General features: G+C 44.4%; 12 protein-coding genes. 2 read left to right on the top strand and 10 right to left on the bottom strand.

Annotation, left to right across the window (positions count from 1 at the left end):
• Positions 1-83: 83 nt before the first annotated feature.
• Entirely contained in the window at positions 84-719 is a 636-nt protein-coding gene (locus tag ACED42_RS17535) for a tetratricopeptide repeat protein (protein ID WP_009847886.1), read from the bottom strand.
• A gap of 318 nt (positions 720-1,037) precedes the next feature.
• Positions 1,038-2,354, bottom strand: a complete 1,317-nt coding sequence (locus ACED42_RS17540; RefSeq protein WP_009847885.1) for an adenylosuccinate synthase — start codon at positions 2,352-2,354, stop codon at positions 1,038-1,040.
• Positions 2,355-2,525: 171 nt separating this feature from the next.
• Between ACED42_RS17540 and ACED42_RS17545 the strand changes: the two genes are divergently transcribed.
• Positions 2,526-2,714 (top strand): DUF2065 domain-containing protein, encoded by a 189-nt coding sequence (locus ACED42_RS17545; RefSeq protein WP_009847884.1) that lies wholly within the window; start codon positions 2,526-2,528, stop codon positions 2,712-2,714.
• A 152-nt stretch (positions 2,715-2,866) separates the two neighbouring features.
• Here the strand turns inward: ACED42_RS17545 and hflC are convergent, their stop codons facing one another.
• From hflC to tsaE, 8 genes are all read right to left on the bottom strand, one after another.
• Positions 2,867-3,844, bottom strand: a complete 978-nt coding sequence (gene hflC, locus ACED42_RS17550; protein ID WP_050647226.1) for a protease modulator HflC — start codon at positions 3,842-3,844, stop codon at positions 2,867-2,869.
• 2 nt (positions 3,845-3,846) lie between these two features.
• The gene (gene hflK, locus ACED42_RS17555) at positions 3,847-5,049 is read right to left on the bottom strand and encodes an FtsH protease activity modulator HflK (RefSeq protein ID WP_017107434.1); all 1,203 of its coding nucleotides are present in this window, start codon (positions 5,047-5,049) and stop codon (positions 3,847-3,849) included.
• 27 nt (positions 5,050-5,076) lie between these two features.
• The gene (gene hflX / locus ACED42_RS17560; protein WP_009847881.1) at positions 5,077-6,384 is read right to left on the bottom strand and encodes a ribosome rescue GTPase HflX; all 1,308 of its coding nucleotides are present in this window, start codon (positions 6,382-6,384) and stop codon (positions 5,077-5,079) included.
• Positions 6,385-6,428: 44 nt separating this feature from the next.
• Positions 6,429-6,695, bottom strand: a complete 267-nt coding sequence (gene hfq / locus ACED42_RS17565; RefSeq protein ID WP_004735866.1) for an RNA chaperone Hfq — start codon at positions 6,693-6,695, stop codon at positions 6,429-6,431.
• A 192-nt stretch (positions 6,696-6,887) separates the two neighbouring features.
• The gene (miaA, locus tag ACED42_RS17570) at positions 6,888-7,820 is read right to left on the bottom strand and encodes a tRNA (adenosine(37)-N6)-dimethylallyltransferase MiaA (protein ID WP_009847880.1); all 933 of its coding nucleotides are present in this window, start codon (positions 7,818-7,820) and stop codon (positions 6,888-6,890) included.
• A gap of 167 nt (positions 7,821-7,987) precedes the next feature.
• Complete coding sequence (gene mutL / locus ACED42_RS17575) at positions 7,988-10,195, bottom strand: DNA mismatch repair endonuclease MutL (protein WP_371703557.1); 2,208 nt, start codon at positions 10,193-10,195, stop codon at positions 7,988-7,990.
• 89 nt (positions 10,196-10,284) lie between these two features.
• Positions 10,285-12,000, bottom strand: coding sequence for an N-acetylmuramoyl-L-alanine amidase (locus ACED42_RS17580; RefSeq protein WP_017101857.1), 1,716 nt, complete (start codon positions 11,998-12,000; stop codon positions 10,285-10,287).
• Positions 11,994-12,458 (bottom strand): tRNA (adenosine(37)-N6)-threonylcarbamoyltransferase complex ATPase subunit type 1 TsaE, encoded by a 465-nt coding sequence (tsaE, locus tag ACED42_RS17585; RefSeq protein WP_004735870.1) that lies wholly within the window; start codon positions 12,456-12,458, stop codon positions 11,994-11,996. The genes ACED42_RS17580 and tsaE overlap by 7 nt, the downstream gene beginning before the upstream one ends.
• A gap of 247 nt (positions 12,459-12,705) precedes the next feature.
• On the opposite strand from tsaE, the gene queG reads away from it, so the two are divergent.
• Positions 12,706-13,884 carry a tRNA epoxyqueuosine(34) reductase QueG gene (gene queG, locus ACED42_RS17590; RefSeq protein WP_029223845.1) on the top strand — a complete coding sequence of 393 codons (1,179 nt, stop codon included), beginning with the start codon at positions 12,706-12,708 and terminating at the stop codon, positions 13,882-13,884.
• The last annotated feature ends 665 nt before the right edge of the window (positions 13,885-14,549 follow it).

The following is a 14,549-nucleotide window of genomic DNA, read 5'->3' on the forward strand; positions in this document are numbered from 1 at the left end:
TTTTTATATCGATATCTTTCTCGATCAAAATAGATGGTTAACGAGTGCAGTCGTTAACCATCAACCTTAATTAATAATTGTAATTACCAGAACACGTCTCGACGTTTTGCTCGAGCGATAATGTTGTCTGGCATTCTCCGCTCCAAACCGCTTCGAAGCACAGTTATACGCTTATGTTGCCTTTGATCCGCTGTCACCGAGTTGTATAACCAGCGATAAGCATCTTCATAATCTAACGGGCTACCGTAATCACGTAGCAAGAGTTCCGCTAAGTGGATACTTGCACTTAAGTTACCCATCGAGGCGGCTTCACGTAAATACGGGATCGCACGCTCTTTGTCTTGTTGCACCAAAGTGCCAAGAGAATAATAACGTCCTAACTGCTCGAGTGCCGCTGGTAAACCTTGATGTGCCGCGTTTTCCATATAGTAAAGGCCAAGCTCTACATCTTGCGGAACACACACACCCCAAGCCAACATATCACCGTATAAAAACTCATAAGAAGGCAAGCTAATACGCGTTGCACGAGCAACGATATCTTCAACTAACTGGCACTTATCAGCTTTCACTCGCTCTAGGTGTTGATTATTCTCGATTAAATTAATCAGTTCAGCTTCTGTATATATTGGAACGGGCTCTCCCACATCAGCCAAATCTGCATGACTCAAGGGTGAGCTCAGCGCCACTATCAATGAAGCTGCTACAATTCGTAGCTTCATACCTGCACTCTATTATCTGTCGTTAAAGCTATCTATTGAGGGCAGCAGACGATTTCTGCACGCACCAAAATAGGGTGAACTTCACTTTCCATGATATCTGTATCGGCAATAACCTTGACGGCTTTAGACAAAACTTGCCGCTAATGGGCAATATTTTGCCATATGGCGTTCAAAAGATCATCACGAGCGGCTTAGTTTTCAAATTGCAGGTATTAAAAAGCCGACTTAACAAAGTCGGCTTTTAGAAAACTATTTCATTATCAAAGTACTTTAATTACCTCAGTACGCTTCGTGCTGTGGTAATCACTCAACTGGGCATTATGCGCCGTATGGGTGAACCTTGATGATAGTTTCGTTACGATCTGGGCCAGTTGATACGATATCAATTGGAACGCCAGTTAGGTCTTCGATACGCTTGATGTAATCTAGAGCAGCTTGTGGAAGCGCGTCGATAGATTTAGCACCAAATGTGTTTTCAGACCAACCAGGCATTGTTTCGTAGATTGGCGTCGCTTCTTCGAATGACTCAGCAGCCATTGGAGAAACTTCTAGGATAGAACCATCTTTCATCTTGTAACCAGTACAGATTTTTAGTTCTTCTAGGCCATCTAGAACGTCTAGTTTAGTTAGACACATACCAGATAGAGAGTTGATTTGGATTGCACGACGCATAGCAACAGCATCGAACCAACCAGTACGACGTAGACGACCAGTAGTTGCGCCAAACTCGTGACCAACATCGCCTAGGTGCTTACCGACTGGATCTTGCTTCTCAAGGCCATCGTATAGCTCAGTTGGGAATGGACCTGAACCAACACGAGTACAGTAAGCCTTAGTAATACCAAGGATGTAACCGATGTGACGAGGACCGAAACCAGAACCTGCAGCAACACCACCAGCAGTCGTGTTAGAAGACGTTACGTATGGGTAAGTACCGTGGTCGATATCTAGTAGCGTACCTTGAGCACCTTCAAACATGATCTTGTCGCCGCGCTTACGTGCTGCGTCTAGTTCGTCAGTTACGTCGATAACCATCGCAGTTAACATGTCTGCGTAGCTCATCGCTTGCTCAAGTACTTCTTCGTAGCTTACTGTTTCAGCTTTGTAGAAGTGCTCTAGTTGGAAGTTGTGGAATTCCATAACTTCTTTTAGCTTCTCAGCAAATGCTTCTTTATCGAAAAGGTCGCCAACGCGTAGACCGCGACGAGCAACTTTATCTTCGTAAGCAGGACCGATACCACGACCTGTTGTACCGATAGCTTTAGCGCCACGAGCGATTTCACGCGCGTTGTCGATTGCAATGTGGTACGGAAGAATTAGAGGACAAGCTTCAGAGATGAAAAGACGCTCACGCACTGGGATACCGCGTTCTTCAAGAGGCTTCATCTCTTTAAGAAGTGCGTCAGGCGATAATACAACACCGTTACCAATAACACATTTAACGTTATTGCGTAGGATGCCTGATGGAATTAAGTGAAGAACGGTTTTTTCACCGTCAATTACAAGTGTGTGACCTGCATTGTGACCGCCTTGGTAGCGAACCACGTATTTTGCATCTTCAGTTAAAAGGTCAACGATTTTACCTTTACCTTCATCACCCCATTGGGTGCCTAGAACGACTACGTTATTTCCCATCTTTCCAATTTCTGTTGCTAATTAAAAATGGATTCTAGCACTGAATCACACTTCTTGCAGTCACTTTTTGTTCATAAACGTTAACGCTGTACAAAAATAAACCAGCGATAACTGAGGGCGAATGTGTAAAGATGCTGATATCATTGCATTTTATAGACAAAAGGCAGAACCATGTCTCAATCAATTTGGCTCGCTATTGGGCTCGTTCTTATCGCTGAAGGGCTCGGCCCCTTGATTGCACCTAATGGCTGGAGAAACATGGTCGCGCAACTGAGCGAGCAACCAGACACCCAACTGCGCCGTATTGGCGGTTGTCTTGTGGTGGCTGGTGCCGTTATCGCTTTCATGACCTACCGTTAGGTTTTCTCAAAGTACGGAGCTGTCACTACGACTTCCCTCGAAGATTCAATGGTCACCTGCAGTCTTCTACGAATAGAAAACAAAAAGGCTCCCATTATGGGAGCCTTTTGATTTTTAGGTACTTCGCTAATTTAATGAATTAACGAATCAGCTTATTTTGCTGGAGCACCGCTTGCTTGATTCATGTATTGGAAGAAGTCTGTCTTCGGATCCAGTACTAGAATGTCGCTCTTGTCGCTAAATGATGTCTCATAAGCTTGCAATGAACGCATGAAGCCGTAGAACTCAGCATCTTTGCTGAACGCATCAGAGTAGATCTTCGCTGCTTCTGCATCCGCATCACCACGAGTGATTCGAGCTGTACGGTCAGCTTCAGCAAGAACTGTTGCCACTTCTAGCTCAGCTTGAGCACGGATAACTTCCGCTTTCTCACGACCTTGAGAACGGTGTCTACGAGCAACCGACTCACGTTCTGCACGCATACGACGGTAGATAGATTCACTGATTTCGTCAGGAAGGTTAATCTTCTTCATACGGAAATCAACAACTTCAACACCTAAATCAGCCATCGCACTTTCTGCCGTTCCAGACAAAACGTTTTCCATGATCTTATCGCGTTCGCCATCAACTTCTAGTGCTTCTGCAGCCGCTACCGTTGTGACGACTTCGCTATCAGCAGAGTCTGGCAGGATGTCCTTATTACGAGGACCTGACACGATTTGCTTAATTTCACGAGAACCAATTTCAGAACGAAGAACATCTGTCACTTTACGCTCAAGAAGTGCTTCTGCCGTCATGATATTACCGCCACCGGTACTCAGATAGAAACGTCCAAAATCAGCAATACGCCATTTTGCGTAAGTATCAATTAGAACGTCTTTTTTCTCTGATGTTACGAAACGGTCAGAACGGCCATCCATCGTTTGAATACGAGCATCAAGTACTTTTACGCGATCAAACATCGGTAGTTTAAAGTGCAGACCTGGTTCATAGATTCGTGATACGCCGTTGTCGTCGAGAACTCGACCAAAACGAATTACCATGCCACGCTCGCCTTCTTGAATCACAAACAGTGACATCAATAGAAGAGCAATCGTCACAACTAATACAGGGATCATTAATTTACGCATTATTAGTATCTCCCTTGGCGTGAACTGTCTGAACGAGTTTGAGTGCTAGGCTTAGGATCCGCTTGAGTTTCTAACTCAATTTGATCGTAAGTTGATGATGCTTTTGCAGGGCGAGTGCCCGACTGAGAACCACCTTGTGCGCCTAGCTTATCAATTGGTAGGTATAGCAAGTTACCGCTTGATTCAGAATCAATCAGGACTTTCGATGTGCTTGAGTACACTTTTTCCATTGTATCTAGGTACATACGGTTACGTGTTACTTCAGGAGCAGCTTGGTATTCAGGTAGCAGTTTCTCGAATTGAGCAACTTGACCTAGAGCACCATTAACTGTGCGCTCTGAGTAACCTACCGCTTCTTTCTTCAAACGCTCAGCTCGACCTGTTGCTTTTGGAAGAATGTCATTTCGGTAAGCTTCTGCTTCACGTTCAAAACGCTCTTCATCCTCACGAGCCGCGATAGCATCATCAAATGCATCTTTCACTTGCTCTGGTGGACGTGCTGACTGGAAGTTCACGTCAACAATCAGAATACCCATGTCGTAGCTATCAATAATACGGTTCAACGTTTCTTGAGTGCTTTGACGAATCTGCTGACGACCACTTGTCAAGATACTATCCATTAGTGAGTCACCAATTACCGCACGAAGCGCTGAATCGGTTGCTTGGCGTAAACTGTCGTCTGCATTCGTTACACGATACAAGTATTTGTATGGGTCAGAAACACGGTATTGAACACCCATTTCAACGGTCACAACGTTTTCATCTTTCGTTAGCATGGTGCCAGCAGCACGTAGAGAACGAATCGCTTGAACGTTTACCAGTTGCTCATCTTTGATTTCATCGATAAAGCGTGGGTGCCAGTTAAGACCAGGTTCCTCGATACGGTCGAACTGACCCAGTCGAAGTACTACTGCTCTTTCTGCTTCGCCAACGGTATAGAAACCAGCGAAGAACCAGATAGCAATCGCAATGACAGCAATGACACCAAAGCCAATCGCACCGCCACCACCAATAGATGGCCCGTTACCGTTGCCACCTTTTTTACCAAACTTGCCACCTAACTTTTGACTTAGTTTACTAAACACTTCGTCTAAGTCTGGCGGTCCTTGATCTCGGCCGCCGCGATTATTGTTCTTACCCCAAGGGTCGTTATCGCGGCCGTTATTATCGCCGTTGTTGTTATTTCCAGGCTCATTCCACGCCATTAGAAAGCTCCATCATTTGATATGACGTTATACTGTAGCAGTCTCTTTGGTAACGATAAAGCCACCTAAGAGCGCCCCTTCTCTTTTTTCAAGTTTAGACCAATCTATTTGTTGCATTCGGATATCTATCAACAAGTTACCATTTTCATCATACTCTTCTTGTTGAATACATTTCATCTCAAAGAATAAGCTACGAATACGGCCCTGATGTTGATGTGGAATACACAATCGGAATTGAACCATTTGACTTGCTAAACGCTCAGTTAAAGCTTCAAACAGCAGTTCAATGCCTTCTCCTTCCATTGCAGAAACCCAAACAGCGCGAGGTGCGCCCTCTTCGTCTCTTTCAATTCGAGGTTTTTGGTCTTCCATGCAGTCAATTTTGTTCATGACTACAAGGGTTGGCACTTCATGAGCATCGATTTCTTCTAATACTTCATGAACAGCCTGAATGTTCTCACGAAAGCGGTCATCACTGGCATCAACAACATGTAACAAAATGTCAGCTTCCTGCGTCTCTTGTAACGTAGCCTTGAACGCAGCGACCAAGTCGTGTGGTAGATGACGGATAAAACCTACGGTATCTGCGAGAATTGCAGGCCCGACATCTGCCAAATCAATCTTACGTAGTGTTGGGTCTAAGGTTGCAAACAGTTGGTCTGCCGCATAAACACCAGCACTTGTGATGCGATTGAAAAGTGTTGATTTCCCCGCGTTGGTATAACCAACCAAAGAAATTGTTGGGATTTCAGCTCGATTACGAGCACGTCGTCCTTGTTCACGCTGCTTAGCGACTTTCGCTAAACGACGTAATATTGCCTTTATACGGTCACGCAACAAACGTCGATCGGTTTCCAGTTGAGTTTCACCTGGACCACGAAGACCAATACCACCTTTCTGCCTTTCAAGGTGAGTCCAACCACGAATCAATCGAGTAGAGATATGACGAAGCTGAGCGAGCTCAACTTGTAGCTTACCTTCATGAGTTCGCGCACGTTGTGCAAAGATATCTAAGATCAAACCCGTGCGATCAATCACACGACATTTACACAATTGCTCGAGGTTGCGCTCTTGGGCAGGAGAGAGGGAGTGGTTAAAAATCACAATTTCAGCACCGGTCAGCTGAACAGCTTGTGCGATTTCTAGGGCTTTACCTTCTCCAACGTAGTATTTAGGGAGTGGGGATTGTCGGCTACCAGTAATCACTTGTAGCGTTTCTACCCCCGCTGAGGAGACCAGCATTTCACACTCGCTTAGGTCTTCCCATTCTCCCTCTTGCGTGAAGTTGATATGAACAAGTACGGCTCGCTCGCCGGATTCATAACGGTCAAACAAGCAACCAACTCCTTATTACAGCGCAAGCTGTATCAATTGAACGATTAATCTTCAGTCTTCTCAGGACGATCAGATGGCGCGCGTTGTTGCTCGCCGCTGTGGTGACTCACTGCACGAGCAGGAACCACAGTAGAAATCGCATGCTTGTAAACCATTTGGTTTACTGTGTTCTTCAATAAGATCACGAATTGATCGAAAGACTCGATCTGACCTTGCAGCTTGATGCCGTTAACAAGATAGATAGAGACTGGAATGCGCTCACGACGGAGTGCATTTAGGAATGGGTCTTGTAGCGATTGCCCCTTAGCCATTTTATTTTCCTTATTTATATTTTGTTGTAATTATTTAGCTAGTGGTGCACAAAAAGGTGCGGCCTTTGCATCTGAGCTAAACGAATAAAAAAACTCCGTTGTTATTGAAAGGCTGTGATTTTTAAAAGCCTCAACAACTGATCCTTTCCAGAGTATATTCACGCAAAAGCGATCACATTATACACAGCAATACTAATCAGATGCTATTGCATCTGAAAGAGTTTCTAACGCCTGTTCAATGTTTTCGCTATCCAACCAAGTTAAATCATCCCAACTGCGTAACCAGGTGATTTGTCGCTTGGCCAATTGACGGGTTGCGCAGACACCACGGAAAACCGCTTCGTCTAAATCGCAATTCCCATCTAAATAATCCCACATCTGCCTATAACCAACGCATCGGATCGATGGCAGTTCAGGGTGAAGATCTTCTCTGGCGTACAACGCTTTCATTTCATCTTCAAATCCCGCTTCTATCATCTTCTCGAAACGCAGCTCAATGCGGCGATGGAGTTCTTTCCTTTCCTTGGGAGCTATTGCAAATTGTTTTACACGAAATGGCAGGCTATCGCCTTTCGTTTGAGTTAGCTCTGTTAATGTTTTACCCGAAATTCGATAAACTTCCAATGCCCTTGAAAGCCTTTGTGGATCATTTGGGTGTATTCTTTCAGCGGATACGGGATCTATCTCTCTTAATTGATCATGCAATGCCTGCCAACCCTGTTCAATAGACTCCGCTTCAATCTGCTTACGAATCTCTTGATCCGCGGCGGGTAGTGGCGATAAACCTTCCAACAATGCCTTGTAGTAAAGCATTGTGCCACCAACAAGTAGCGGGATTTTACCTTCCGCTACAATCTTATTCATTTCACTGATCGCATCACGACGAAAGTCAGCCGCAGAATACGCTTCGCTTGGATCGAGAATATCAATCAAGCGATGAGGCGCGAGCGCGAGCTCTCCTGCATCCGGCTTAGCAGTACCAATATCCATGTCTTTGTAGATTAGCGCCGAATCGACACTGATGATCTCTACCGGGTATTTCTGACGCAAGCGGATAGCTAAATCTGTTTTTCCTGATGCCGTTGGGCCCATTAAAAACAACGCTAAAGGTAATTTTTCAGTCATGATATTTTGTATTTATTTCTCTGTTAGAGCTCTTAATTAAAAGGCTTCATGTCGCGATACACTTGTCTACTAAGAAAAGCCTCATCGCAACAGTTAAATCGTAAACAGCCGAAGCCGTAAATAAGCTTAATTTATCTAAAACTCAGCTGTGAAAATTCACCTGCAAACTAAGCCATAAAAGCAGCGATGGTTGCAGAAAAGTCGATAGGATTAACAAATTCGGGATCATCTAATGGAAGTAGACCATGCCAAAGTTGCTCAAGTTCCCCAACTAGTTGAACCGCTTCAGATAAAGTGTAGTCGTTTTTTACTTGTGCTGTCTGAATCCCGATCCAGTTAACCAGTAATGGTAACGTATCGCTAGAAAAGCTATGGCCTTGAGTTTCCGAGGCCTGAGCGTTTATTGAAGCCGCGTAAGATAACAGATCTGGGATCAAAATTTGTAAGTTTTGCTGCCTCAAAGGAGAAGGCACTCCCATCACCATTATCGCTTCGTTATTCCTAGCTTTAAGCTCGATACCAAGCACAGACAGTATTGGACTTAGCGCCTTAGCGACATCGACTAAATCAGCGCCTAATTTGATGGATAAAGGCACTAATAATGGTTGGCTCTTTAACTCGCCATCACGCGTATCAAGCTGGCCAACAACACGCAATAACTCAGCCTTAGCCAAAGAAACCAACACACTGCCGTTCTTATTACCCATCACCAAATACTGACGTTCCACAATCGAGACCGCTTTGCCCAAGTCCGTCACAGGTACTCTTGGCTTTAAATGAACAGGATTCTGTTGAGCAGACTTAGCTTCTTTATTTTCTATGCTGTCTATATTTTCTAAGTTGTCTCTGGTTTCTACGGGTGCCACATGCTCGTGAGGTGAGTATGGTTCTCCAACTTGGTCATCAAAATCTGGCGTTTTCAGAAGCTCTTTATAGGCCTTCACTTCTCGCTTAGATGGAGCAGGCTCACCATGATGTTGGTGCGGCTCTTTTTCTTTTTTAGGTTCAGGTCGAGACTCTATCCACTCTTGGCGAGGCGAGCCTGTAAAACTGGTTTCGCGATCCGACGAGCCTCTGCTAGACGATGAACCTCGGTTAGCTGGTGAGCTATAACGCTGCCCACCATCATTAACGCTGTGCTGAGGGTTATCATAAACCTGTTCAGATTCGGCTTTTCTTGGGTAGGCTGGCGTTTGCTCAATAGCATATCTTTCACTATCAGATACTTGAGGTTGTTCTGAACTGCTCGGCATTATGCTTTCAGGCTCTGAGAAACTGGCAATCTCTCCGATACCCGGATTCGAGCTACCTTGCTGATGATGCATCACTTCTGACTGATGAAACGCAGACTGCTTGATCGGTGCTGCATCAATTTGTTTGCTTTGGGCTAAGCCATCACTCAAGGCTTGGTAGATGAAGTCGTGTACAAGGCGGGCTTGATGAAAACGCACTTCATGTTTTGCAGGATGAACATTCACGTCCACCTGATGTGGGTCTAGCTCGATGAACAACACATACGTAGCGAATTGGTCGGGGCGCAAGCTAGTTTCGTAGCTTTGACGAATCGCATGGTTGATGAGCTTGTCACGCATCATACGACCATTCACATAACAGTATTGCAGATCGCTTTGTTGTCTTGCTCCTTCAGGCGTGGTGATCCAGCCATGAAGTTTTAAGCCTTGATGCTCAAGTTCGATCTTAAGCATATGGCGAACAAAAGGATTGCCACATACAGCTGCGATGCGCTTTTCGGCTTGAACTTGTGTTTTTGCAGCGCGGTACTGACGAATCATTTTACCGTTATGACGAAGGTTAATCGTCACATCAAAACGGCTCAATGCAATGCGTTTAAGCAGCTCATCGATATGCGTGAATTCAGTTTTCTCGGTGCGTAAGAATTTACGTCGTGCCGGAGTATTGAAGAACAGATCCAATACCTCAACCGAGGTGCCAATGGGATGCGCTGCTGGCTGCAGTTTCACCTGCATATCACGACCTTCACTATGTGCAGCCCAAGCTTGATCCTGAGTCGTAGGGCGTGAAGTCATAGTTAGGCGCGCAACAGAGCTAATACTCGCCAGAGCTTCACCTCGGAAACCTAGGCTGACGATCGCTTCAAGGTCATCAAGAGTATGAATTTTAGAGGTAGCATGACGGCTTAATGCCAAGGCAAGCTCATCTTTAACAATGCCCTTGCCGTTGTCACGAACACGGATCATCTTAGCGCCACCTTTCTCGATATCGATATCGATACGTGTCGCACCAGAATCCAAACTGTTCTCAACCAACTCTTTCACAACAGAAGCAGGTCTTTCTACCACTTCACCCGCTGCGATTTGGTTAGCTAGCCGAGCTGGCAGTATTTTGATCGTCATATGTATAGCTACCTTACTGCCATTTATAGAAGCACCTCTCGCGTTTGAGATTGCTTCTATGTTCTAAACATTACTTCAACATTAGCCAACTATTTGTGCGGAATAATCAGCACTTGGCCAATGGCCAACTCATCGGAACGTAGTTTGTTTGCTTGACGGATACTGTTGACGCTCACGCCATATTTCGAAGCAATCTTGCCAAGATAATCACCTCTTGCGACTTTATGTTTACGTAGAGGTATATCTTTTACTTCAACCGTAATACGTAACTTTTGGCCTACTCTCACGGTTTCTGATTTCAAGCGGTTCTCACGTTTAATGCTTGCTACCGATACTTTGTAACGGCTAGCTATCTTGCCTAAGTACTCTCCAGACTTAACCGTGTGTGTCAGCGTTTTACGGCTTGTTGTGGTAGCCGCTTGTGAACCCGAGCTTGGAATTTTTAGAATTTGCCCTACCGCTAAGCTCGTCGACTTCAAACCATTCAACTTCAATAATGCTTGTGTAGACGAGCCGTACCTCTTCGCAATCACAGACAATGATTCACCACGCTGTACTTTGTGCTGACTGGTAGAGTTAGAAGATGCCGCCGCGTTAGAAATAACAATCCCTTCTGGTGGATTCGCTTTCAAATATTTAACGACCGCTTTGGTCACAGCCCGCGCAAGTTTGTCTTGATGCGAACGTTGGAAAAGAAGCTTCTCTTCGGTCGGATTCGAAATAAAGCCCGTTTCTACAAGTACCGATGGAATTTGTGGTGAACGTAACACTGCCAAGCTGGTGTTAATCGGCTTACTGTTATGCAGTTTTGCGACCTTACCCATTTCAGAGAGAATGGTCGTTGCCAGTTTGTAGCCCTCTTTTTGAGAGTGGCTAAACTGCAAATCAAGCAGGGTTTGGTTGACGTTTTTATCTGCAATATTGCCAGTAAACGCAGCACCGCTGCCGCCCAGCAATTCTGACTGCTTCTCTTTGTTCTCAATCCAACGGGAAATCTCAGTATTTGCCCGTCGAGTATTCAACACGAACACCGAACCACCTCTTGGTTGAGGCGTCGTAAAGGCATCGGCGTGAATAGAGATCAAGAGGTGTGCTTCGTTCTCACGAGCAATTGCAACACGTCTGTTCAGGTTTACAAAGTAATCAGCATTACGTGTTAAACGCGTTTTGATTCCCGGAACTGCATTCAACTGCGCAGCGATCTTTTTCGAAATACTAAGAGTCGCATTCTTCTCATATTTACGAGATGGGCCAATGGAACCAGGGTCTTCACCACCGTGGCCTGGGTCAATCACAATCAGAACATCACGCTGACGCTTAACTTGATTGAGGTTCTTACTCACTGTTGGCTTAGTCGGCGTTGATGTTGCTTTGCCTTTACTTGCCGCACCATGAGGCAAATCGATCACCAAGCGATGTCCGTACTGACCACCAGGAGTCGGACTGAGTTTAAACAACTCTGCTTTAGACGACTTCTTTAACTCAAAAACCAAGCGATAGGTGTTTTTGTCTGGCGGTGAGCTTTTACGAATCTTAGATAGAACGGGGCTGTCTTTCACCACGACCGGTAACTTAGTTGCAAGGTTGGTCTTTTTTAAATCAACAACCAAGCGACTCGGGCTACTCAGGGTGAAATAGCTGAAATCCGCTTCTGATTTTAAATCGATAACCACACGAGTTTCTTCTGGAGAAGGCCAAACCCTTAAACTCTTTAGTGAGTTTGCAGAAACAAGTGAAGAAAACAGTATAGAAAAAACAGCAGCCAACATAGCTACTGCTGAAATAAGGCGTCTAGAAATCAACATAACTCCAACTGACTAAGTAAGCGCTGTCCGTATTCACTGTTAGCGGTTAAAGAAACAATGCGGTGATCGTCTTGGTAACGAATATCAATATCCAAATCTGCTTCTGGTAGCATTCCATAACCTTTCTCTGGCCATTCAACCAAACAGATAGCATCTGGCGTGAAGTAGTCACGAATCCCCATAAACTCTAATTCTTCAGGATCGGCTAGGCGATAAAGATCAAAATGGTACACCTGCCAATCGGCAAGTTGATAAGGTTCAACTAGAGTATACGTTGGGCTCTTTACATTTCCTTGATGGCCAAGTGCTTTTACAAAACCACGACTGAAGGTCGTTTTACCTGCGCCAAGATCACCATGCAGATAAATAGTTGTCTGCTGTGAGCAAAGATTAGAAAGCTCCGTTCCTAATTGAATCGTTGCTTGTTCATCTTTCAAAGTAAATTGTTTCGTGCTCATGAATACGTTCTCTAAAAATCGATCGTTGACTATATAAAAATCAAAAGAACAAGAATAGTAAACCGTGATGCTTTTGGGAGACAAGCACTCAAGTGTAAGTTCTATGAAAAATACTGATCAAAACACGTCTGTTCTGGTCAATACCACTAAGATCCGTTAAGATCCGCCCCCATTTTTGCCGAACCTAATTTTAATTAGCCTTATCTCTAATTGTAAAACAGAGAAAATAAGAATTAAGAATTAAGCCATGAATCTAGACCATCTTGCTGAAAAAATTAAAATCTGGGGAAAAGAACTAGGCTTTCAAAAAGTTGGCATCTGCGATGTTGATTTAAGTGAACATGAAGCCCCTCTTCAAGCATGGCTAGATGCTGGCAACCACGGCGAAATGGATTGGATGGCTCGACATGGGATGATGCGTGCTCGTCCCAATGAACTTCACCCAGGCACCATTCGAGTGATCAGCGCCCGAATGAACTATCTACCACCAGAAGCTCAGTTTGCCTCTAACCTAAGCGATACCACTCAAGGTTATATCAGCCGTTATTCTTTAGGCCGCGATTATCACAAATTGTTCCGCAACCAGTTGAAAAAGCTGGGACAAAGAATCGAGAAGGAAGTCGAAGGTTTAGACTCACGTCCTTTCGTGGATTCAGCGCCCATCTTGGAACGACCGCTCGCTCAAAAAGCAGGGTTGGGCTGGACAGGTAAACACTCATTAATTCTTGATAAAGACGCTGGCTCTTGGTTCTTCCTAGGAGAATTGTTAGTTAACATACCTCTTCCAACAGATGAACCCAGTGTCGATGAGTGCGGCAAATGCACCGCATGTATCACCTCTTGTCCAACGGGCGCCATTATTGCTGATGGCGTAGTGGATGCTCGAAAATGTATCTCGTACTTAACCATTGAATATGATGGTGTGATCCCGGAAGAGTTTAGAGACGCAATTGGTAATCGTATTTACGGTTGCGATGACTGTCAGTTAGTTTGCCCGTGGAACCGCCATGCCGAACTCACTGAGCAAACAGACTTCCACCGCAGAGAAGACTTCCGAGAGGCAGACCTTGTTTCACTTTCAAGTTGGGATGAAGCGACCTTCCTAAAGAAGATGGAAGGCTCAGCGATAAGACGTATTGGACACACCCAATGGTTACGCAATATTTTTGTTGCTATGGGCAATGCGCCATTTCAACAACGCATTGTTGAAACACTGGAATCTCATCGAGGCAACAACGAAATGCTGGATGTGCATATTGAGTGGGCTTTAAATAAACAACTACAACAGTTACCCAATGCTAGCAGCATGCAAGAAGATAGCTCTACGCAGAAAAATAGTTGTGTGCAAAAAGATAGCAGCAAAATCCTCACCAAAAAGCACAGGCTAATACGCATCGTTGAGAAAGGGCTACCAAGAGACGCCTAGCCCCTTAGCCATCAACGATTGGCAGGTCAACCCACACCAACAACCCACCATACAACACAACTCGTTGCACATAATTTTCGAACAATGTTTGACCTTGTTCTCAATTCTAACAATGTGGAAAAAATTCAGAACTCTCGTAAACTTCCGACACCCACGTAAAGTTAAACACAGTACCGATAAATGATTAAGATCAAAAAACAACAAGTTAACGATCTTTTATCAAATTCAAGGTAAGCATTCAACCTGATAAAAAACAATGAGTTACGATCGGCACAATTCAGCTAATATACTGAAAACAAGAAAGATCTTTTAGAGAAATGTAAAGAATTAGGTCTGAAATAACTTTATCAACCAAGTTATCCACACTTGATACTTTGTGGATAAGTCTGTTTATAGATATGAAAAACCTCAAGTATCTGCTTCAGAGACCTGATGTTTACTAGCATTCTTGTTGCTAACAAAAATTTAAGACAAAAAAATATCCACCATAATGGAGGATTATTTGCTTTTTGGGGGGATTATGCTTCGCAGCATTAAAGAAAGAGCGTGACCGGTAAGGTCGTCTTTAAACACTGTGGTTTAAAGAGTTTTGTTTACCATGAAAAGTAAACTGGAGCGATACATCGGGTTCGAACCGATGACCTCAACCTTGGCAAGGTTGCGCT

The sequence above is a fragment of the Vibrio sp. FF145 genome (assembly GCF_041439075.1).
Classification (GTDB): Bacteria; Pseudomonadota; Gammaproteobacteria; order Enterobacterales; family Vibrionaceae; genus Vibrio; species Vibrio tasmaniensis_A.